Annotated in this window: 25 protein-coding genes; 5 read left to right on the top strand and 20 right to left on the bottom strand. The window is 65.1% G+C overall.

Annotation, left to right across the window (positions count from 1 at the left end):
* Positions 1 to 108: 108 nt before the first annotated feature.
* The 3 genes from P9230_RS28795 to P9230_RS28805 form a co-directional block, all read right to left on the bottom strand.
* On the bottom strand, positions 109 to 639 hold the full coding sequence (locus tag P9230_RS28795; RefSeq protein WP_278121369.1) for a hypothetical protein: 531 nt from the start codon (positions 637 to 639) through the stop codon (positions 109 to 111).
* 98 nt (positions 640 to 737) lie between these two features.
* A complete protein-coding gene (locus tag P9230_RS28800) occupies positions 738 to 1094 on the bottom strand; it encodes a YciI family protein (RefSeq protein WP_067322951.1) in 357 nt (118 codons plus the stop codon).
* Positions 1095 to 1096: 2 nt separating this feature from the next.
* Entirely contained in the window at positions 1097 to 1315 is a 219-nt protein-coding gene (locus P9230_RS28805; RefSeq protein ID WP_067322949.1) for a hypothetical protein, read from the bottom strand.
* Positions 1316 to 1520: 205 nt separating this feature from the next.
* Between P9230_RS28805 and P9230_RS28810 the strand changes: the two genes are divergently transcribed.
* Positions 1521 to 1946, top strand: a complete 426-nt coding sequence (locus P9230_RS28810) for an OsmC family protein (protein WP_095779974.1) — start codon at positions 1521 to 1523, stop codon at positions 1944 to 1946.
* Positions 1947 to 2148: 202 nt separating this feature from the next.
* On the opposite strand, the gene P9230_RS28815 is transcribed toward P9230_RS28810, so the two are convergent.
* From P9230_RS28815 to P9230_RS32450, 7 genes are all read right to left on the bottom strand, one after another.
* The gene (locus P9230_RS28815; protein WP_278121370.1) at positions 2149 to 2778 is read right to left on the bottom strand and encodes a DUF480 domain-containing protein; all 630 of its coding nucleotides are present in this window, start codon (positions 2776 to 2778) and stop codon (positions 2149 to 2151) included.
* A gap of 293 nt (positions 2779 to 3071) precedes the next feature.
* Positions 3072 to 3851 (bottom strand): succinate dehydrogenase iron-sulfur subunit, encoded by a 780-nt coding sequence (locus P9230_RS28820; protein ID WP_278121371.1) that lies wholly within the window; start codon positions 3849 to 3851, stop codon positions 3072 to 3074.
* Positions 3851 to 4285, bottom strand: a complete 435-nt coding sequence (locus P9230_RS28825) for a DUF3052 family protein (protein WP_067322940.1) — start codon at positions 4283 to 4285, stop codon at positions 3851 to 3853. The genes P9230_RS28820 and P9230_RS28825 overlap by 1 nt, the downstream gene beginning before the upstream one ends.
* Position 4286: 1 nt before the next feature.
* The gene (gene sdhA, locus P9230_RS28830) at positions 4287 to 6122 is read right to left on the bottom strand and encodes a succinate dehydrogenase flavoprotein subunit (RefSeq protein WP_095799642.1); all 1836 of its coding nucleotides are present in this window, start codon (positions 6120 to 6122) and stop codon (positions 4287 to 4289) included.
* A 4-nt stretch (positions 6123 to 6126) separates the two neighbouring features.
* Positions 6127 to 6522 (bottom strand): succinate dehydrogenase, hydrophobic membrane anchor protein, encoded by a 396-nt coding sequence (gene sdhD, locus P9230_RS28835; RefSeq protein ID WP_095799641.1) that lies wholly within the window; start codon positions 6520 to 6522, stop codon positions 6127 to 6129.
* Positions 6522 to 6944 carry a succinate dehydrogenase, cytochrome b556 subunit gene (gene sdhC, locus P9230_RS28840; RefSeq protein ID WP_067322933.1) on the bottom strand — a complete coding sequence of 141 codons (423 nt, stop codon included), beginning with the start codon at positions 6942 to 6944 and terminating at the stop codon, positions 6522 to 6524. Before sdhC ends, sdhD begins: the two co-directional genes overlap by 1 nt.
* Positions 6945 to 7167: 223 nt before the next feature.
* Positions 7168 to 7413: a hypothetical protein gene (locus tag P9230_RS32450; protein WP_336618886.1), complete on the bottom strand. Its 246-nt coding sequence runs from the start codon at positions 7411 to 7413 to the stop codon at positions 7168 to 7170.
* Between the two features lie 466 nt (positions 7414 to 7879).
* Here P9230_RS32450 and P9230_RS28850 point away from each other — a divergent pair, with 466 nt between their 5' ends.
* Positions 7880 to 8233: a hypothetical protein gene (locus tag P9230_RS28850; RefSeq protein ID WP_095799639.1), complete on the top strand. Its 354-nt coding sequence runs from the start codon at positions 7880 to 7882 to the stop codon at positions 8231 to 8233.
* Here the strand turns inward: P9230_RS28850 and P9230_RS28855 are convergent.
* A complete protein-coding gene (locus tag P9230_RS28855) occupies positions 8217 to 9416 on the bottom strand; it encodes a GGDEF domain-containing protein (RefSeq protein WP_278085934.1) in 1200 nt (399 codons plus the stop codon). The genes P9230_RS28850 and P9230_RS28855 overlap by 17 nt on opposite strands.
* A gap of 115 nt (positions 9417 to 9531) precedes the next feature.
* Positions 9532 to 10725 carry a GGDEF domain-containing protein gene (locus P9230_RS28860; RefSeq protein ID WP_127247335.1) on the bottom strand — a complete coding sequence of 398 codons (1194 nt, stop codon included), beginning with the start codon at positions 10723 to 10725 and terminating at the stop codon, positions 9532 to 9534.
* A gap of 126 nt (positions 10726 to 10851) precedes the next feature.
* On the opposite strand from P9230_RS28860, the gene P9230_RS28865 reads away from it, so the two are divergent.
* The gene (locus P9230_RS28865) at positions 10852 to 11166 is read left to right on the top strand and encodes a hypothetical protein (RefSeq protein ID WP_066991843.1); all 315 of its coding nucleotides are present in this window, start codon (positions 10852 to 10854) and stop codon (positions 11164 to 11166) included.
* Between the two features lie 60 nt (positions 11167 to 11226).
* Here the strand turns inward: P9230_RS28865 and leuC are convergent, their stop codons facing one another.
* From leuC to rplS, 6 genes are all read right to left on the bottom strand, one after another.
* Entirely contained in the window at positions 11227 to 12636 is a 1410-nt protein-coding gene (gene leuC, locus P9230_RS28870) for a 3-isopropylmalate dehydratase large subunit (protein WP_278085935.1), read from the bottom strand.
* A gap of 280 nt (positions 12637 to 12916) precedes the next feature.
* The gene (locus tag P9230_RS28875) at positions 12917 to 13552 is read right to left on the bottom strand and encodes a class I SAM-dependent methyltransferase (RefSeq protein ID WP_127214587.1); all 636 of its coding nucleotides are present in this window, start codon (positions 13550 to 13552) and stop codon (positions 12917 to 12919) included.
* A 57-nt stretch (positions 13553 to 13609) separates the two neighbouring features.
* Positions 13610 to 14422, bottom strand: a complete 813-nt coding sequence (locus tag P9230_RS28880) for an amino acid ABC transporter permease (protein WP_095799636.1) — start codon at positions 14420 to 14422, stop codon at positions 13610 to 13612.
* Positions 14423 to 14679: 257 nt separating this feature from the next.
* Positions 14680 to 15477, bottom strand: coding sequence for a transporter substrate-binding domain-containing protein (locus P9230_RS28885; protein ID WP_067323722.1), 798 nt, complete (start codon positions 15475 to 15477; stop codon positions 14680 to 14682).
* A 61-nt stretch (positions 15478 to 15538) separates the two neighbouring features.
* The gene (locus P9230_RS32455; protein ID WP_347404014.1) at positions 15539 to 15817 is read right to left on the bottom strand and encodes a hypothetical protein; all 279 of its coding nucleotides are present in this window, start codon (positions 15815 to 15817) and stop codon (positions 15539 to 15541) included.
* A 162-nt stretch (positions 15818 to 15979) separates the two neighbouring features.
* On the bottom strand, positions 15980 to 16498 hold the full coding sequence (rplS, locus tag P9230_RS28895) for a 50S ribosomal protein L19 (protein WP_040974610.1): 519 nt from the start codon (positions 16496 to 16498) through the stop codon (positions 15980 to 15982).
* A gap of 322 nt (positions 16499 to 16820) precedes the next feature.
* On the opposite strand from rplS, the gene P9230_RS28900 reads away from it, so the two are divergent.
* Positions 16821 to 17573 (top strand): sulfite exporter TauE/SafE family protein, encoded by a 753-nt coding sequence (locus P9230_RS28900; protein ID WP_278085936.1) that lies wholly within the window; start codon positions 16821 to 16823, stop codon positions 17571 to 17573.
* Here the strand turns inward: P9230_RS28900 and trmD are convergent.
* Together trmD and rimM are read right to left on the bottom strand one after the other, a co-directional pair.
* A complete protein-coding gene (trmD, locus tag P9230_RS28905) occupies positions 17555 to 18256 on the bottom strand; it encodes a tRNA (guanosine(37)-N1)-methyltransferase TrmD (RefSeq protein WP_067323716.1) in 702 nt (233 codons plus the stop codon). The two genes, P9230_RS28900 and trmD, sit on opposite strands and share 19 nt — an antisense overlap.
* Positions 18253 to 18849 (bottom strand): ribosome maturation factor RimM, encoded by a 597-nt coding sequence (rimM, locus tag P9230_RS28910; RefSeq protein WP_066991935.1) that lies wholly within the window; start codon positions 18847 to 18849, stop codon positions 18253 to 18255. The genes trmD and rimM overlap by 4 nt, the downstream gene beginning before the upstream one ends.
* 98 nt (positions 18850 to 18947) lie before the next feature.
* Between rimM and P9230_RS28915 the strand changes: the two genes are divergently transcribed.
* Positions 18948 to 19857, top strand: a 910-nt coding sequence (locus P9230_RS28915; protein ID WP_278121375.1) for a tyrosine recombinase XerC, incomplete at its 3' end; no start/stop codon positions are given.

Genomic DNA, 19857 nt, shown 5'->3' on the forward strand with positions numbered 1-19857 from the left:
TATGGTCTGCGCCGCGCCGCTTCGCTCCTTGCTCCGCCATATAATGAGGATGCGAGAGGCGTTTCGGCCAATCACGAAGGTAGGCGATCCGGCCGCCACTGCTTCAGCTTAATTGACCTCAAAACCCAGCTTCTGCCGCAGCCTCACCATCCGCTGGTCGGCGATCCGCAGGCGTTGCTCGCCGCCCTGTGCCACCCGGTTCAGCATGCTGAGCAGATCGTCCCGTTCGTGCGGCTCGAGGCGCTCGCGCAGGAACGGCGCCAGCTTGTCGATGACGATCATGGTGTCGTCGACCTGCGCGGCCGCCCATTTGGCGTAGACGACGGCCTCGTCGGTTTTCTTAGGGTTGTCGGCAATCTGCGCGATCACCTCACGGATGACGGCTTCGCGCTGCGGCAGGATCGGGCCATGTTCCGAAACGATCGCGGTGATCAGCGTCGCGGCGGCCACGACCGGATCGTCGATCGCCGTCAGCGGCGAAAGTGCCGCCTGTTTGCGCAGCTTCTTGCGGCGGATATTGCCCTGCACGCGGCCGATAACGTCGGCGACCTCGCTGGCCGCCTCGTTCATCGCCTTCAGCCGGTACCACCAGATGGCCGCCACGCCGAGCAGGCCAAGCATAGCGAGCAGAAAAGGCATGCCGAATTCCCCCGAAACTGCGGCAACGATAGAAGAAGTACAGCATCGCTTCAACTCGCGACAATTGCGGCGATGAACAAACCGCTAATAGCTCCGGGTCATGACCCCGGTATGTCGTAGACAGCCCTGACCTCGACGGTGCCGAGCTCGGCCAGCGGAATGCCGTCTGCGATCGCCATCGCCTCGTCGAGATCCGCGGCCTCGATCATGACGAAGCCGAGCAGCTGTTCTTTCGTCTCGGCGAACGGCCCGTCGGTAACCAGCCGCTTGCCCTTGCGACGCCTGAGCGACTTCGACATCTTCACCGGCTGCAGCGCCTGCGCGATGATCAGCTTGCCTTGTCGATCGAGTTCCCTGTCATAGGCGAGCGAATCGGCGTCGAGCTTGGCGGATCGTTCCGGCGTGAGCGCGAAGAGGTCCTTTTCCTCGCCGTAGACCAGCAGGACATATTTCATTGTCAGTTCCCTTCCTGCGATGAACCATAGGAGGCGACCGCGATGCTGTCAGCCTTGCTTCTGGCCGCCGCATGATCGAGCAGGCATGCCGCAATCCCGATTATGGCCACGGCCGCCGCCAGCCGGCCGAGGCCGAAGGCCGGGGGATCCAGCCAGAACTCTTCCGGTCGCTGCACCCTTCCGCCGGGGCGCCTCCAAAGTGCGAAAAACAGATTGTCCATCTTCAACCTCCTTCGGCCCCGAACTTCGTGGCCGCCCCCAGGACGGTCCGGCCGCCGGGAAGTCGACATTCTGCACGCGCTTTTTTTGAGAATTTTTTCGCGGGCGTCGACCCAATCGCGCCATGGTCTTCCGGCGCGCTCGCGCTATAGTTCAGCGGAACGCCGGCGCCCGCCGGCGCGAACCCCGACAAGCCAGGAGGACTTCATGGACCGCACCGCAAACGCCGTCTGGAAAGGCAATCTGAAAGAGGGCAAGGGCACGCTGGAAACGCAGAGCGGGACTCTGAAGGGCATACCCTATTCCTTCAAGGCGCGCTTCGAGGATGAGAGCGGCAAATCCGGCACCAATCCGGAAGAGCTGATCGCCGCCGCCCATGCCGGATGCTACGCCATGCAGCTGTCGCATTTCCTCGCCGAGAACGGCACCCCGGCCACCGCGCTCGACTCCAAGGCTGTTGTGACACTGGTGCCCGGCACCGGCATAACCGGCAGCGCCATCACCCTGGTCGGCAAGGTCCCGGGCATCGATGCGGCAAAGTTCCAGGAACTGGCCGAGAAGGCCAAGGCCGAGTGCCCGGTCTCAAAGGCGCTCGGCGCCATCAAAGTCTCGCTGGACGCGAGGCTGGGCTGACGTAGGCTGCGCGGGGCAGGGATCAGTCGCGCCCCCCTTTGCCCTGCCGGACATCTCCCCACGAGTGGGAAGATCGGATATTCGCGCCGGCTTTCGCCAATCACCGACGCCGCGAGCGAGGCGCTGGAACTGCCAATCTCCCCCCTCGTGGGGGAGATGTCCGGCAGGACAGAGGGGGGCGCTGTCCCGCCATCATCTCACGCTAGCCGCCCAGCGCCTCGATTTTGGCACGCAACGCGCCGACCTCTTCCTCGAGCGCCCGCACCCGCGCTTCGAGATCGGAAGCGTCGGAGGACGCCGGCGGTTGCCATGGCGCTGCCGCCGCTGATACTTCCACCGGACCGCTGAGCAGATGCACATAGCGCTCCTCGCGCTGCCCGGGCGCACGTTCGAGCAGCAGAATGAGCGGCGGACGGCGGCCGATGAGGAGGTCGAGATTGTCGCGAAGCTCTTCGATCGACCCGAAGCGCGCCATGCGCTCAGAACGGGCGAGCAGCTCATGCGCCGTCTGCGCGCCGCGCAGGAGCAGCAGACCGACGATCGCGATCTGCGGCGTGGTCAGCGAAAAGCGCTGCGCCATCAGATGCTCGTAACGCTCGACGCGCGAAGCAAAAGCCTGGCGCACCAGACCCTTCTGTTCGAGCGAGCTGAGCGCGCGCCTAACGTCGGTCAGCTCCAGCGCCATCACCGGCTCGCGCGCCGTCTTCTGGTTGGCCGCGGCATGCGCACCGTTCAGCGTCAGCGGATAGACGTCCGGCGTCAGCTCCTTCTTCTCGATCAGCGAGCCGAGCACGCGCGCTTCGACGGCGGAGAGGGTGGGAAGATCGGTCATGGGTTTGGCTTTTCGATAAGGTCGGTTCTCGGGTACCGATTTTGACAGACATCGGATCGCCGCGACAAGGCAGAACCTTCGGATCGTCGGCGGGACAGCGCCCCCCTCTGTCCTGCCGGACATCTCCCCCACTTGGGGGGAGATCAGCAGCTTCGCCGACGGCGCTCATCCTTCAACGTTGGCGATTGGCGAAAGCCGCGATGACAGCCAATCTCCCCACCGGTGGGGGAGATGGCCGGCAGGCCAGAGGGGGGCGCGAAGAATCGCTGCGTACGAACTTGAGCCGCTAAACTCTAGACGCGCCGCTCCACCATCATCTTCTTGATTTCCGCGATCGCCTTCGCCGGATTGAGCCCTTTCGGACAAGTCTGCGCGCAGTTCATGATGGTGTGACAGCGATAGAGCCGGAACGGATCCTCGAGATTGTCGAGCCGCTCGCCGGTCGCCTCATCACGGGAATCGATCAGCCAGCGATAGGCCTGCAGCAGCGTTGCCGGGCCGAGATAGCGCTCGCCGTTCCACCAGTAGCTCGGGCACGAGGTCGAGCAGCAGGCGCACAGGATGCACTCATAGAGCCCATCGAGCTTCTCGCGGTCTTCATGGCTTTGCAGCCATTCCTTGGCGGGCGTGGGCGAGACCGTCTTCAGCCAGGGCTCGATCGAGGCATGCTGGGCATAGAAGTTGGTGAGGTCGGGCACGAGGTCCTTGATCACCGGCATATGCGGCAGCGGATAGATCTTCACCGCGCCGGAAATGTCTTCGGCGCCCTTGGTGCAGGCGAGCGTGTTCGAGCCGTCGATGTTCATGGCGCAGGACCCGCAAATGCCTTCGCGGCAGGAGCGGCGCAGCGTCAGCGTCGGGTCGATCTTGTTCTTGATCCACAGCAGCGCGTCGAGCACCATCGGGCCGCAATCGTCCATGTCGACGAAATAAGTGTCCATCCGCGGATTCTCGTCGTCGTCCGGCGACCAGCGGTAGATGCGGTATTCGCGCAGATTGGTGGCGCCCTCCGGCTTCGGCCAGGTCTTGCCCTCCTGGACTTTCGAATTCTTGGGAAGCGTGAGTTCGACCATTACCTGCGGTCCTTTCGGATGACGAGCTTCAGCCCGGACCAGATTTCGTTGAGGGCCGCGACCTTGACGTCGACAAGGTCGCGCTTGAGCGCCTCGGCGCGGATGACGTCCTCGGTGACGTCGGTCGGCACGTTCGAAGCCTTCTTCGGCCAGGAGACCCAGACCATGCCGTCGCGCTTGATCGCCGTCTCGATGCCGGCCAGGCCGTCCTCGATCTCGGCGCGCTGCCGGGTGAAAGCGTGCACGGCATCGTATTTCCGGTTGCCCGAGATCGCCGACCAGTTGGGCACTCGGTCGACCCCGGCAAACGCGACGGCCCCAGCCAACTCGTCGAGCTCCGGCGGCAGCGCGATGAAGGCGGCGACCATGCCGTCCTTCAGGCCGAGCTTGGCCGGAAGGGGCGTGCCGGAATATCCCGCGGCCGCCAATGCCATGTCAGTAGACCCTGGCCTTTGGCGCGATCTTGGCCAGGCTGATGCCGCCATCCTTTTCCGCCAGCAGCGGGTCGGTGTGCACCGGGCGGTAGGAAAGCGTCACCTTGCCGTCCTCGCCGACGTGGGCCAGCGTGTGCTTGCGCCAGTTGGCGTCGTCGCGCGCCGAGAAATCCTCTCGCGCATGCGCGCCGCGGCTCTCCTTGCGCGCCTCGGCGCCGTAGACCGTGGCGATGGCATTGACCATCAGATTTTCGAGCTCCAACGTCTCGACCAGGTCCGAGTTCCAGATCATCGAACGGTCGAAGACCTTGACGTCCTTGAGCTCGCTCCAGATCTGCGAAACGCGCTTGCAGCCATTTTCCAGCGATTCCTGCGTGCGGAACACCGCTGCGTCTTCCTGCATCGCCCGCTGCATTTTTTCGCGCAGCGCCGCGGTCGGGGTCGAGCCGCTGGCGTGGCGCAGCTTGTCGAAGCGATCCATGATCTTGTCGACCGATTCCTGATTGGGCGACGCAATCGCCGACTTGCGATCGATCACCTGGCCGGCGCGGATTGCGGCCGCGCGGCCGAACACGACCAGATCGATCAGCGAGTTGGAGCCGAGCCGGTTTGCGCCATGCACGGAGGCGCAGCCGGCTTCGCCCACCGCCATCAGGCCGGGCGACACGCGGTCGGGGTTGTCGAAGCTCGGATTTAGCGCCTCGCCCCAATAATTGGTCGGCACGCCGCCCATATTGTAGTGGACCGTCGGCAGCACCGGGATCGGCTCCTTGGTCAGGTCGACGCCGGCGAAGATCTTGGCCGATTCCGAGATGCCCGGCAGCCGCTCGTGCAGCACCGCCGGATCGAGATGGTCGAGATGCAGGAAGATGTGGTCCTTGTTCTTGCCGACGCCGCGGCCCTCGCGGATCTCCAGCGTCATGCAGCGCGAAACCACGTCGCGCGAGGCGAGGTCCTTGGCCGACGGCGCGTAGCGCTCCATGAAGCGCTCACCCTCGGAATTGACGAGATAGCCGCCCTCGCCGCGCGCGCCTTCGGTGATCAGGCAGCCGGCGCCGTAGATGCCGGTCGGATGGAACTGCACGAACTCCATGTCCTGCAGCGGCAGCCCGGCCCGCGCGGCCATGCCGCCGCCGTCGCCGGTGCAGGTATGCGCCGAGGTGGCGGAGAAATAGGCGCGGCCATAGCCGCCGGTCGCCAGCACCACCATCTTTGCCGAGAAGCGGTGGATGGTGCCGTCGTCGAGGTTCCACGCCACCACGCCGGTGCATGTGCCGCCCGGCTCCATGATCAGGTCGAGCGCGAAATACTCGATGAAGAACTGCGCGTTGTTCTTCAGCGACTGGCCGTAGAGCGTATGCAGGATGGCGTGCCCGGTGCGGTCGGCGGCGGCGCAGGTGCGCTGAACCGGCGGGCCGTCGCCATAATTCATCATGTGGCCGCCGAACGGCCGCTGATAGATCTTGCCCTCTTCGGTGCGCGAGAATGGCACGCCGTAATGCTCGAGCTCATAGACGGCGGCCGGCGCCTCGCGCACCATGTATTCCATGGCGTCGACGTCGCCCAGCCAGTCTGAGCCCTTGACGGTGTCGTACATGTGCCATTGCCAGGAATCGGGGCCCATGTTGGAGAGCGAGGCGGCGATGCCGCCTTGCGCCGCGACCGTGTGCGAGCGCGTCGGGAACACCTTGGTGATGCAGGCGGTGCGCAGCCCCTGCTCGGCCATGCCGAGCGTGGCGCGCAACCCGGCACCGCCGGCGCCGACGATCACCACATCGAATTTGTGATCGACAAAGGTGTAGGCCGAAGCCGTGCTGGCTGTGTTTGCGTTGGCCAAGACGTCAGCCTCCGAATGCGAGTTTGAGCAGAGCGAAGAGTGAGGCGACGCCGACTGCTATTGAGAAGAATGTGTTGAGGGCGATCAGCGCCAGCTTCATGCCCTCGCCATGCACATAGTCCTCGATGATGACCTGCATGCCGATCCGCATGTGGTAGAGCGCGGAAATCAGCACCAACGACAGCACCAGCGCCACGAAGGGGTTCGCGAGCGACGCCCGCACTTCAGCATAGCCGTGGCCGTTGAGGGCGATCAGGAAGCCGACGAAGAACAGGATGAGCGGGATATTGGCCACCGCCGTCAGCCGCTGGCGCCAGAAATGGCCGGTACCCTCACGGGCCGAACCAAGGCCGCGAACCCTCCCGAGCGGCGTGCGCATGTCCGAATTCTTTGCGGTCATCAGAGTGCCCCCCGCGCCATGTAGCCCGCGATCCAGATCAGCAGCGTCAGCACGATCGAGCCGGCGAGCGTTGCCCATGCGATCCTCGAGGCGGTGTGTTTTTCGAGCCCGGCGCCGGTGTCCCAGACGAGATGGCGCAACCCGCCCAGCATGTGGTGCATCAGCGCCCAGGTGTAGCCGAACAGGACCAGTCGGCCGAGCCAGGAGCCGAAGGCCCAGTTGACCCAGTCGAACGCAGCCTGCGAACTCGACGCAGCGATCAACCAGGCCGCCACCAGGAGCGTACCGAAATAGAGCGCGCCGCCGGTGATGCGATGGATGATCGACATCGTCATCGTGATCGGGGGCCTGTAAATCGTCAGGTGCGGCGAAAGCGGCCGTTCACGTCTGGCAATTGCGCGGGTGGCTGGTGATTTGCTCATGGCTCCCCCAGATCGGCGTTCCTGAGCCGCGAAGGATGCGGCTTTTGCCGCCACGACATAGGGCCTCGGATAGCGGGTTTCTAATGCGCTTTTTGCACCGCGTCAAAGCCGGAAAATCGTTTTGGAAACGTCATTTAGTCTGACAAAACGGGGAAATTCAGCTTCAATCGATTAGCGGCCGATCTGCAGCCGGCGCAACGTCGCTGCAGTGCAATAAGATCCGTTATCTTTTGCAGCTCTGCGGCGTGGACCCCTTTTTCATCACCAGCGCCTCGCGACCGTCGATCACGATTGCGTCATGCGTCGCCGCTTCCTGGTAGCGGCTGGTCTGGTTGGCGGGCGACGCTGGAAATACTTCGGCCGAGCCATCCGGCCCGAGCACGCGCAGCGAAGAGCCGAGATTTTGGATGGTGATCATGCCGCCATCGCCGCATCTGTAGGTGGCCGTTCCGACGCCGGCTCGCGGCATGGTCAAGTCGGTGGTGATTTTGGTTGCGGGTGGCGAAGCTGTTGCCGATGTCTTGGGCGCTGCGGCAGCTCCGGCCCCGGGAGCGACGGGTTGGCTGGTTGGAACGGGCGAGACTGTTGGCGATAAAGTATTCGCCGCCTTCGGCACGCCGTCCTGCGGCATACAGGCCGCAGCCGCAAGAAGCAGCGGAACAACGAGCGACACCCAAATCGCACGGCCAAACATCATGTGCTGCCCCTTTCGTGCGCGGCACGCTAGCCACGCAATGCGCCAAGATCAAGCTCGCCTGGGCCGGGGCGGGGCGATGGACGGAGTGGAGCCAAGGCGCCGAAATTAACCATGTTCATTAAGTTCCCCTCCTGAAGCCTGTCTGCCCCTTAACAAAGGTTAAGAAAGGGTTAATTTCCGATTCGCACGACGTTTGCAGGGCGATCCCGAGGGGTCGCACCGTCCAAGGGAGAGCGACATGCGTTCGAATTCAGTGCGGGCAGGCCTGGCGGTCGCGACGCTGGCTGCACTTGCCACCGCCGTTGCTGTGCCGGCCGAAGCCGGCCTGCGCCATCATGACCGCGTCTATGCCGATTCCTTCGGCAATCTCGTCATCGACAGCGCCGCCGGCTACAAGCGCATCATCGTCGGCGAGGGCCGGCACGCCAAGCAGCTCTCGAACTTCACCGGCGCCGGCCAGCCAGATGTCATCTACGATTCCGACGCTGCCGGCGCCCCGGGCTGCTACCAGCCGCCGGTCTTCATCAAGGGCCGTTCCTATATGTACGGCCTCTCCGACGGCGAGATGCCCAACCTCAGCCCCTGCCGCTGACCGCCGGGAACTGCCGGCGCGCGGTCCCGAGCGAGACGCGCACGCAGTCGCGGCCGGCATTCTTGGCCGCGTAAAGCGCTTCGTCGGCGCGCCGCAGCAGATCTGGAAAATCCTCATCCGTGGCAAGCTCGGCGACGCCGAAGCTCGCGCTGCAGCGATGATCGGCGGGCAGGCCTTCGATCGGCAGCCCGCCAAACGCGCTGCGCGCGCCTTCCGCGAACAATCGCGCGGCAGCAAGGTTGGTACCGGGCAGGATGATGGCGAATTCCTCGCCGCCGATGCGGCCGGCGACGTGATGCTCGGCCGCCGCCTCGCGCAGCAGGCCTGCGAAGGTCTCGATGACACGATCGCCGCAGACATGCCCGTAGCTGTCGTTGATCCTCTTGAAGTGATCGAGGTCGGCAATGACCAGCGCCACCGGTACGCCCCGGCGCACCGCATCGCGCAACGCCAACTCGGCATGGCGTTCGAAACCGCCGCGGTTGAGGAGCCGCGACAGCGTGTCCGTCTCCGATTTCGACATCGCCTCGGCCAGCACGTCGCGCACCAGGATGGCGAGCGCGAGCAGCGCCAGCGCCAGACCGAACACGGTGCCAAGCGACTGCGACACCAGTGCATAACCCGTCTGCACATAGGATTGCGGATTGGCGCCCCAGCCGCCCAGCGCGCCGGCGATGAAAGGCTTTGATGCGAACTGCAGGGCGCTTGCCGCGAGCACGAGCATCAGGAGGTGATCGAGCCGCTCGAGCCGCTGCCTGGAGGACAGCACGATGCCAAGCGCGGTGCACTGCATGGCCGCATAAGGAAGCTGATAGGCCAACATGCGGGTGAGCGAGTATCGCGGCAGGTCCTGCACCAGATAGACGGCGGCCGAGGCCACGGCCAGGAAGACCAGCATCGGCGCCCAGGGCGGCGTCACGCCATATTTGTGGGCAAGCCCGCCGTTGAAAGCGATGGTTGCGCCGAGGAAGACAGCGAAGGCCATGACAACCGGCAGCCGGGCATCGGCAAAAGCGGGGATACTGAACTCGATGGCAAAATAGGCCATGCCGAGCAAATAGCCGAAAGCCAGCCAGCGCGCCGACACACGCCCGACGTCGTGGACGGCGATCGCCGCGAAGGCCGCGGCCAACAGCCCGGCGACGAGCAGATTGATCACCAGGATGAAATCAGCGCTGCCCATGTTCCCTTCGAAGCCCCCCGGGCAGAAAACCATCGACGGGCGAAAAACACGTTAACGTCCGTCGCCTTCGGGCAGTGATGTTGGCTGTTGTCAGGTGCTCTGGAGCCTGCGATTTTCAGCCGACGCTCACCGCTTCGGGCACGAAGGCGGTTTCGGGGCGCTCGTAGGAAAGGCGGACGCTGTCGCGGCCATTCCTCTTGGCCTTGTAAAGCGCCTCGTCGGCGCGCCGCATCAGCGGCGCCAGCCCTTCCGCGCCGCTGCGGGCGGCGACGCCGAAGCTCGCTGTCACCCTGGTGCCGAGCGGCAGGCCGTCGACGGCCCCGGCCGAATAGAAGGTGCGGATCGCTTCGGCGAACAGGCGCGCCGCGGCGAGATCGCTAAGCGGCAGGAGCACGGCGAACTCCTCGCCGCCGATGCGGCCCGCTGCGCCACGCGCGCCGGTGGCAAAGCGCAGCTTGGCAGCGAAATCGGCAATCACTCGGTCGCCTGCCTCATGTCCGTGCTGGTCATTGAGCGCCTTGAAGTGATCGAGGTCGGCAAGCACCAACGCGACGGGAAACCCGGCCTTGGCGCATTGATCGAGCAGAAGTGCTGCCCGGTCCTCGAAGCCGCGCCGGTTGAGAAGGCCGGACAACGGGTCGGTGTGCGTCTCGGCCTTCAGTGCCTTCAGCACATCGAGGGCGGCCGCCGTGAACAGGCAGAGCGCGATCAGAAGCGACAAAAGCGCGTGCGAGAGCAGCGCCGTCGTCCAGTAGGACGAGCCGTAGAAGCCGTCATAGCTTGGGAACGGTCCATGCGCGATGACGACGATCAGGGTACGGGCGGTGAAGTTCAGCGCGGAAAGCAGGGCCAGCGCGACCAGGATTTTCTCAGGGCCATTGTTGCGCACTGTCCTGAGCTCGGCGGCGACGAGCAGGCTCAGGCCGCCGAAGCCGAAATTCATGCTGAGCACGCGCCAGGTAAGATCCGGCTCGACGAACATGAACCATGCGAAGGCGGCGAGCCCGCCGCCGGCCATGAGGCCGATGCCGAAATAGGGCACGCGCCGGCCGTAGCGGGCGATGATCGCGCCGGAAAGGCAGCAGGCGGCTATCGTGAAACATATGTTGGAGATCAGCTTGGTCGCCACGATGCCGAGCGGCAGCGTGAAATATTGCAGCAGGAAACCCGACGCCGACAGGCAGTAGCTCGCCGCCAGCACCGCCAGATACGGACGATGGCGCTGATAGAACCACAGCACGAGGAACGCAGCGCCGAGCGCCAGCGCTATCGTCGGATTGAGCAGCGCTATGAGCAGACCGGTGTCCAACGGACCGTGACTTCCCCAAGTTACCCAGGGGGAGATGCTAGTCCGGAAGCACAAACAAGCGGTTAAGCGACGGCACGGAACAGCTCCGGGAGGCCGGCGTTCTCAACACAAAACAGGAGAACGCCTATGGCCGGTACAATCACCCTGACCGAGCACGATGCGATCCGTTCCTGGGCGGCGGCGCGCGCCGGATTTCCGGCCATTGTCGACATTTCGCCCGAGGCCGGCACGCAACCCATGCTGCGCCTGGTTTTTGGCCAGAACGCCTATGAGGACGACGACCGCCCGGAGCGGCCTCCCAACGCCGGTGGCTACGAGCTGGTCGAATGGGACGAGTGGTTCAAGATTTTCGACGAGCAGCAACTGGCGCTGATCGTCGCTGCCGACGAGCCTGGCCGACGTGAGGAGTTCCACGAGATTATCCGGCTCGGCGACCGCTGAGCGACAAAAGGCCCGGAACGCGGTGCGCTCCGGGCCTTTGATCGCCTCCGCGGCAGGCCGTCACTTCCAGTCGCGGATATCGACGAAATGGCCGGCGATTGCCGCCGCCGCCGCCATGGCCGGCGAGACAAGATGGGTGCGGCCCTTAAAACCCTGCCGGCCCTCGAAATTGCGGTTCGAAGTCGAGGCGCAGCGCTCATGCGGCTTCAGCCGGTCGTCGTTCATCGCCAGGCACATCGAGCAGCCGGGCTCGCGCCAGTCGAAGCCCGCGGCGACGAAGATCTTGTCGAGCCCTTCGGCTTCGGCTTGCTCCTTCACCAGGCCGGAGCCCGGCACGATCATGGCGTTCACGCGCGGATTGACCTTTTTGCCCTCGACCACCTTGGCGGCGGCGCGCAGGTCCTCGATGCGGCCATTGGTGCAGGACCCGATGAAGACGCGGTCGAGCGCGATGTCGGTGATCTTGGTTCCGGGCGTCAGCCCCATATAGTCGAGCGCGCGGAGCTTCGAGGAACGCTTGTTCTCGTCGGCGATGTCGGCCGGATTCGGCACGAAACCCTGCACCGAGACGACATCCTCGGGCGAGGAGCCCCAGGAGACGATCGGCGGCAGTTTTTGCGCATCGAGCACGACCACCTTGTCGAAATGCGCACCTTCGTCGGAATGCAGCGTCTTCCAGTAGGCAAGCGCGGCGTCCCAGGCGGCACCCTTCGGCGCGCGCGGCTTGTCCTTCACATAGGCGAAGGTGGTCTCGTCCGGCGCGATCAGGCCGGCGCGCGCACCGCCTTCGATCGACATGTTGCAGATCGTCATGCGGCCTTCCATCGACAGCGAGCGGATCGCCTCGCCGGCATATTCGATGACGTAGCCGGTGCCGCCGGCGGTGCCGATCTCGCCGATGATGGCGAGGATGATGTCCTTGGCGGTGACGCCTTCCGGAAGCTGGCCGTCAACGCGCACCAGCATGTTCTTGGCCTTGCGCTGGATCAAAGTTTGCGTCGCCAGCACATGCTCGACCTCCGAAGTGCCGATGCCGTGCGCCAGCGCGCCGAACGCGCCATGCGTGGAGGTGTGGCTGTCGCCGCAGACGATGGTCATGCCGGGCAGCGTGAAGCCTTGCTCCGGCCCGATGATGTGGACGATGCCCTGGCGGACGTCGTTCTCCGAATAATATTCGATGCCGAAATCCTTGGCATTCTTGGCCAGCGCCTCGACCTGGATGCGGCTTTCCTCGTTCTTGATGCCGAACTTGCGCTCGGGCGAGGTCGGCACGTTGTGGTCGACCACGGCGAGCGTCTTCTCAGGATGGCGAACGTCTCGGCCGCTCATGCGCAGGCCTTCGAAGGCCTGCGGGCTGGTGACCTCATGGACGAGGTGGCGGTCGATATAGAGCAGGCAGGTTCCGTCGTCCTGGCGGTCGACGACATGGTCGTCGAAGATCTTGTCGTAGAGGGTGCGCGGTGCGCTCATGTGCGTAAATCCGTCGATATGAGAATGGCAAAAGCTGTCGCCGGGGCTTCCGACCGGCGAAGCGATCGGATAAGTCGCCTCAGCTAAGTCGGCTGGTGAGCGCGCCGCAGACGCGCGCGGCAAATCGCGACGGCAGGCGCTTCCTGTCCTGCAGCACGAAACCCTTATAGGCCGGATCGCCGAAAAGCTCTTCCATGGCGCTGCTCATATCAACGTTTTGGCTTTTCGGCAATTGCGGTAGCTTTGCCTTCTCCCCTTGTGGGAGAAGGGGAAGCCGCGCTCACAGCACCTCGAATACGAAAGTCTTCACCAGCGCGTCCGGGTCGCCGATCGCATAGCAGCGAAACCACGGACTTTCCTCGGCCAGCCGCCATTTCCTTGCCTGCCTGAGATCGTCGAACACCGCCTGGAAGCCACCGCTCTCAAAAACCTGGTCGCGCACTGTGAAGATGGCGTGGCCGCCGCTCTTCGTGATGCGCACGAGTTCGTGCAGGCCCTCGGCCGGCGCGTGGCCGATGGTGAAGACGCCGGTCGAGAAGAAGGCGCGGAAATGACTGTCGGGCCAGGGCAGCGGACCGCCGAGCATCGCCTTCTTCAGCTCGCCATAGGCATTGCGGCTGCCTGCGATCTTCAGCATGTCGTCTGAAAGGTCGAGACCGCAGATGTCGCCATAGCCCAGCGCTTTCAATGACGGCCCGGACAGGCCGGTGCCGCAGCCGGCGTCGAGCAGCGGGCCTTCGCCCGCCGGCACATGCCGCGCCACCCAGGCGGTGATAAGGAAGGGCAGCAGATAGCCGAGCGAGGCGGTCTCGCCGTCATAGGTCGCCGCCCATTCGGCATAGGCCTTGGCGAGCGCCTCCGGCGTCTCGGCCGAATAGACGGAATCCAGCGCCGCATTGGCCTTGTCGAAATTCATGGGTCAGCTCCTGGACGTTACTAACCCAGGAAGCGTAGCGCGCTCTTGGCCCGGGGGCTATTGCTCATGCTGCCGTCGCAGCCGTTTCTCGAGCGCCCGCAGCGCCAGCGACAGGCCGACCGTCAAGATCAGATAGATATAGGCGACGATCGAATAGGTCTCGAAGAAGCGGAACGAGCCGGCGGCATAGACCTTGCCGATCTGCGTGATGTCGGCAACGCCCAGCACCGAGACCAGCGAGGAGTCCTTGACCATGGCGACGAAATCGTTGCCGAGCGGCGGCAGGATGGTGCGGATCGCCTGCGGAAAGACAATCAGCCGGAAGCGCTGCACGCGCGTCAGCCCGAGCGCCTTTGCCGCCTCGATCTGACCCTTCTCGACCGACAGGATGCCGGCCCGGAACACTTCCGAGATGAAGGCCGAATAGCCGATGGTCAGAGCCATGATGGCGCGCCACAGAAGCGAGATGTCGCGCACCAGGAGCTCGCCGATCCAGCCGGCGCTCTGCAGCGGCGCCGTCAGCGCGTTCCACGCCGCGACGAATGCCGGCGCCCCGGCAAAAGCGATCCAGAACAGCAGCACCAGGATCGGCACGCCGCGGATGATCTCGACATAGAAGCGCGCGATCTGGCGCAGCCATTGCGACCCCGACAAGGCCATCAGCGCGATGCCGAGTCCAAGCGCCGAGGCCAGCGCGAAGCCGACCACGGTGACGAAGACGGTGATGCCGATGCCCTTGGCGACGGTGGCGAAGACCTCAGCGTAAAGGTCGCTGGCGGCGATGGCCAGCGCCGCGGCGAGCGCCAGGACGGCCGCTGCGGCCAGCCACCAGGGGAATTCGGATTTGGCGGTGGACGTCGTGGCGGTCATCAGGATGTGCCGCCGGTGTAACGACCCAGAAAGGATGGCGCCCAGGTACCCCGCTCTGGCCTGCAGGCCATCTCCCCCTCAAGGCGGGAGATCAGATGGTCGATCGGCTTTCGCAAACCATCGATGCAGAATGTGCGGAGGCGCTGAAACTGCCAATCTCCCACCCTGAGGGGGAGATGCCCGGCAGGGCAGAGGGGGGTGCTCATGCGCCAAGTCAGCGCGATTTCCTGCACAGGCACTGCCGTCAACAACGTGGGCTACTGCCCCATCTTGTAGTCGAGGAACCACTTCTTGTTCAGCGCATCGAGCGTGCCATCGGCCTTGAGCGCGGCGATCGCGGCGTTGACCGGCTTCACCAGGTCGGAGCCCTTGGGGAAGATGAAGCCGAAATCCTCACTGCCGAGCGGCCCGCCGATCAGCTTCAGCTTGCCCTCGGAGGCGTCGACATAGCCCTTGCCGGCGGTGCCGTCCGTCAGCACCACGTCGACATCGCCGGACTTCAGCGCCTGCACGCTGGCGCCGAAGGTCTCGAACAATTTTATGCGCGGGTTCTGCTCATTGCCGTCGAGCACGCTGTAGACGGCGGTGTAGAAGGGCGTCGTGCCGGCTTGCGCGCCGATCAGCCCGTCCTTGAAGGCGGCAAAGCTCTTGGCGTCGGTGAAGCGGCTCTCGTCGCCGCGCACCAGCATGAACTGTTCCGATCGCATGTAAGGGTCCGAGAAGTCGACCTTCGCCTTGCGCTCGTCCTTGATGGTGATGCCGGTCATGCCGATATTGTACTGGTTGTCGGAAACGGCCTGGATCATCGCGTCCCAGGAGGTGTTCTGGTACTCGACCTTGAAATGCAGCCGCTTGGCGATCTCATCCATCGCGTCATATTCCCAGCCGATCTGCTTGCCGGTCTTCTTGTCGATGAACTGCAGCGGCGGGTAAGCGTTTTCGGTCACCACCACGACCTTTCTGCCGCCGAGATCGGGCAGCGTGTCGGCGAGCGCCGCAGCGGGCGCGAGAAGGCAGGCCAGCAGGCCGGCCAGCAGCAGTTTCGACTTGATCATGACGAACTCCCGACTTGATTGGCGGCGCTACGCTCGCCCCAAGAGAAAACCGGCGCCGACTTTAGCTTTCCGCAAGCGCCTTGCAAGCCGATCCGCTGCACCGATGAGCGCCAAAGCGGATTCCCATGCTCTGATCGGCACGCTTCCCGAACCCAGCCTGCGACGGACCATCCGCGCAATCCGCAACCGCTTCGCGCAACCCGGCGACCAGCCGGGTCAGCGTGCCATGCAGGGCTTTCAGCTCGGCGCGTTCCGGCGGCATGCTGCAGGCAAGCGCCGCTTGCACATCCTTAATGTTCGACCGCAGCGCCTGGCCGTTGGCTGTCGGCTCGACCAGCACCCTGCACTCGTCGGCGGCATCGCGGCGGCCCCTACGAGCGAGGGATCCAGGGTCTCCGCGACGGAGTTGCGCCCGTGCCGCGCCCTGCGATGACGACGTTGCCTACCGCCAAACGAAAAAGGCGACCGAAGCCGCCTTTCCAAAACGATCTGCGGAAGCGCCTTATTCGGCCGACGCGGACTCGGCAGCCTTCTTCTCGGCGGCGTCCTGCGCGGCTTTCTCCGCAGCCAGAGCCTCGGCGGCGGCGACCTTCTCGGCCTCGATGCGGGCGCGTTCGGCGTTCAGCGCATCACGCTCTTCATCGTTCAGCTTGCGGGCGCGCACGCCGGTGTTTTCCGAAATGCGGGCCGACTTGCCGCGACGGTCGCGCAGGTAATAGAGCTTGGCGCGGCGCACCTTGCCACGGCGCACGATCTCAACGCCTTCGACCATCGGCGAGTAGACCGGGAACACGCGCTCCACGCCTTCGCCGTAGGAAATCTTGCGGACGGTGAAATTCTCCTGGAAGCCGGAGCCGGAACGGGCGATGACGACGCCCTCATAGGCCTGGACGCGGGTGCGGCTGCCTTCGGTGACGCGCACCTGGACGCGCACGGTGTCGCCAGGCTGGAATTCGGGCAGCTTGCGCTTGGCTTCGATCTTGGCGGCCTGCTCGGCCTCGAGCTGACGGATGAGATCCATCTCAAATATCCACTTCTTGTTCTTCCGACAGCCAGAGCGTCCTCGACTTGCCTTGCAGTTCCAATGACCGCTCGGCTATGTCCTTTGCCCAGACATTCAAATCGGGGGCATCGGACAGGGACGGCTACACCGCCATTTGTTGACGGGTCCGGAAGATCGTTCTTCCGGTTCGGGCGGCGACATACAGCTATTTCGGCGCTTTGTCACGCCTTTGACGCCTAATTTTTGAAAACTATGGCCCCATCATATTGCCGCCGTGCCGGGTTGCGCGCGCCATGCAAGCTTTCTAAGTCGGAGAAAGCTATTTCCCAGGCCTCCCTCGATGACATTCTTCGATGCCGTCCTGCTCTTCTTCGCGGGCTTTGTCTCGGGCGCGGTGAACGCCGTCGCCGGCGGCGGCACTTTCGTCACCTTCGGTGCCATGACGCTGGTCGGCCTGCCGCCGATCGTTGCCAACGCAACGTCCTCGGTGACACAGTTTCCGGGCTACATCACCTCGACGCTCGCCTATCTCGACGACATCAGGCATTTCTGGCGCCAGGCGCTTGTGCTCTGCGTGATATCGGGCTTTGGCGCGCTGGCCGGTTCGCTCATTCTGCTGGCGCTCTCCAACACGTCCTTCCGCGCGCTTGTGCCCTGGCTGCTGATCGCCGCGACCGCCCTGTTCGCGGCCGGTCCGTGGCTGAAGCCGGCGGCCGGACCGGAGCACCAGGCCTCGGTCGGCTCGCTCGCCGGGTCGCTGGCGCAGTTCCTGACCTCGGTCTATGGCGGCTTCTTCGGCGCCGGCATGGGCGTGATGATGCTTGCCACCCTCGGCCTGACGCAGGCCGGCGACTACCACAAGCTGAACGCGTTGAAGAACATGCTAGCGGTGGTCATCGCGGCAATCGCCATCCTGGTTTTCGTTTCGGGCGGCGTCGTCGCCTGGCCGCAGGCGATCGTCATGATCCCCGGCGGGGCGCTGGGCGGCTATGCCGGGGTGTGGATCGCCAGGCGCGTGCCGCAAGGTGTCGTGCGCGGCTTCGTCGTCGCCGTCGGCCTGTTTCTGGCCTTTTATTACTTTACCAAGGGCTGAGCACCGGCCAGCAGATCGGGCCGGCGCTCCCGCGTCAGCTTCTCAGCCTCGGCGCGACGCCACGCGGCGATCTTCCTGTGATTCCCGGAGGTCAGCACTTCGGGGATTTGCCTGCCCTCGAACTCCTGCGGCCGCGTGTAATGCGGATGCTCGAGCAGGCCGTTCTCAAAGCTTTCTTCCTCGCCCGAGACGGCGTTGCCCATCACCCCCGGCAGCAGCCGCACCACCGCATCGAGCAACACAAGTGCGGCCGGCTCGCCGCCCGACAGGATGAAATCGCCGATCGAGACTTCCTCCAGACCGCGCGCCTCGATCAGCCGCTGGTCGACGCCCTCGAAGCGGCCGCACAGGATGACGGCACCGGGCCCGGCGGCGAGCCCGCGCACCCTGGCCTGCGTCAGCGGCTTTCCACGCGGGCTCATCAGCAGCCTTGGACGTTCATCGCCCTGCGGCGAAACGTGGTCGATCGCCCTGGCCAGCACGTCGGCGCGCATCACCATGCCGGCGCCGCCGCCGGCCGGCGTATCGTCGACGGTGCGATGCCGGTCAGTGGCGAAATCGCGGATCTGGATCGCTTCCAGCGACCAGGTGCCGGCTTCCAGCGCCCGGCCGGCGAGCGAAAGCCCAAGCGCACCCGGAAACATCTCCGGATAGAGCGTCAGCACCGAGGCGGCAAAGCTCACCGGTTGCCCCCGGCGTCCTTCGGTCCGCGCGGCCGGCCCTTCGGGTCGAAACCGGGCCGCCCGGCGGCTTCGCTATCCTCGTCCTCGACCAGCCCCGCCGCCAGGGGATCGACCTGAACGAAGCCGTCGGCGATCGACACATGCGGCACCGCGGCTTGCGTGAACGGGATCAGCACGCCCTTGCGGCCCGCGAGCGTGACGTCGAGTATGTCGCCGCCGCCGAAATTATGCACGGCGACGACCCTGCCGATGACGCCGGTATCGTCCCTCACCTCAAGGCCGATGAGGTCGGCATGGTAGAACTCGTCCTCCTCGCCGTCGTCCGGCAGCACCGAACGGTCGACGAACAGCTCCGTGCCGGCAAGCGCCTCGGCCGTGTTGCGGTCGCTGACGCCCTTGAAGCGCACCACCACGACCGTGCCGGCCGGCCGGATGTCGAGGATCTGGAAGGCTCGGCCATCCTTGGCATGCAGCGGCCCGTAGTCGGCCAGCGCCAGCGGATCGCCGGTGAAGGTTTTCACCCGCAACTCGCCCTTGATGCCGTGCGCGGCGCCGATCACGGCCATCTGTACAGGGTTCTCGAGCTTCGACATCGGCATCACTTCCTTTGCCCTGCTCTAACCCTCTGAAGCCGCCATTTCAATGATCGGCTCTTCACCGCTTCCTAACCTGACTGCCCGAAAATGCCCGCATGCAGGAATTCCTCATCCCGGCAAAACCCGACCTCCAGGCGGCGCGCGAGAGCTGGCTCAAGATGCTCGCGCGCGAGCGCCGGCTGTCGCCCGAAACGGTCGAAGCCTATGAGCGCGACACGCGCCAGTTCCTGCATTTCCTGACCGGGCATCGCGGCGGCCCGCCCGGCATCTCCGATATCGCCGACCTGCGGCCGGCCGACCTGCGCGGCTTCCTCGCCGCGCGCCGCAACGGCGGCGCCGGCGCCCGCACGCTCGGCCGCGGCCTGGCCGGCATCCGTTCGCTGCTGCGCTTTCTCGAAAAGCGCGGCCTCGTCAACGCGGCGGGTGCGGCCGCCCTGCGCGCGCCGCGCCAGCCGAAATCGCTACCGAAACCACTGACGGCGAGCGATGCCAAGCAGGTCGTGACTGTCGAGGGCCAACTGGCGGAGGAACCCTGGATCGCCGCCCGCAACGCCGCCGTGCTGACGCTGCTCTACGGCTCCGGCCTGCGCATCTCGGAAGCGCTGGGCTTAGCCGGGGCCGATCTCGCCACCGAGGCTGACACGGTCCTGCGCATCACCGGCAAGGGCGGCAAGACAAGGCTGGTGCCGGTGCTGCCGGTGGCGCTCAGGGCGGTCGCCGAATACCGGCGGCTGTGTCCCTTCCACATCGATCCGAAAGAGCTGCTGTTCCGCGGCACTCGCGGCGGCCCGCTCAATCCGGCCATCGTCCAGCGCGAGATGGCCAAGCTACGCTCGGCTCTCAACCTGCCGGACACCGCGACGCCGCATGCCTTGCGCCATTCCTTCGCCACGCATCTGCTCGGCCGTGGCGGCGACCTGCGCACCATCCAGGAACTGCTCGGCCATGCCAGCCTGTCGACCACCCAGATCTATACCGGCGTCGACACGGCAAGGCTGCTCGACA

It is taken from the genome of Mesorhizobium sp. WSM4887 (genome assembly GCF_029625865.1).
Lineage (GTDB): Bacteria > Pseudomonadota > Alphaproteobacteria > Rhizobiales > Rhizobiaceae > Mesorhizobium.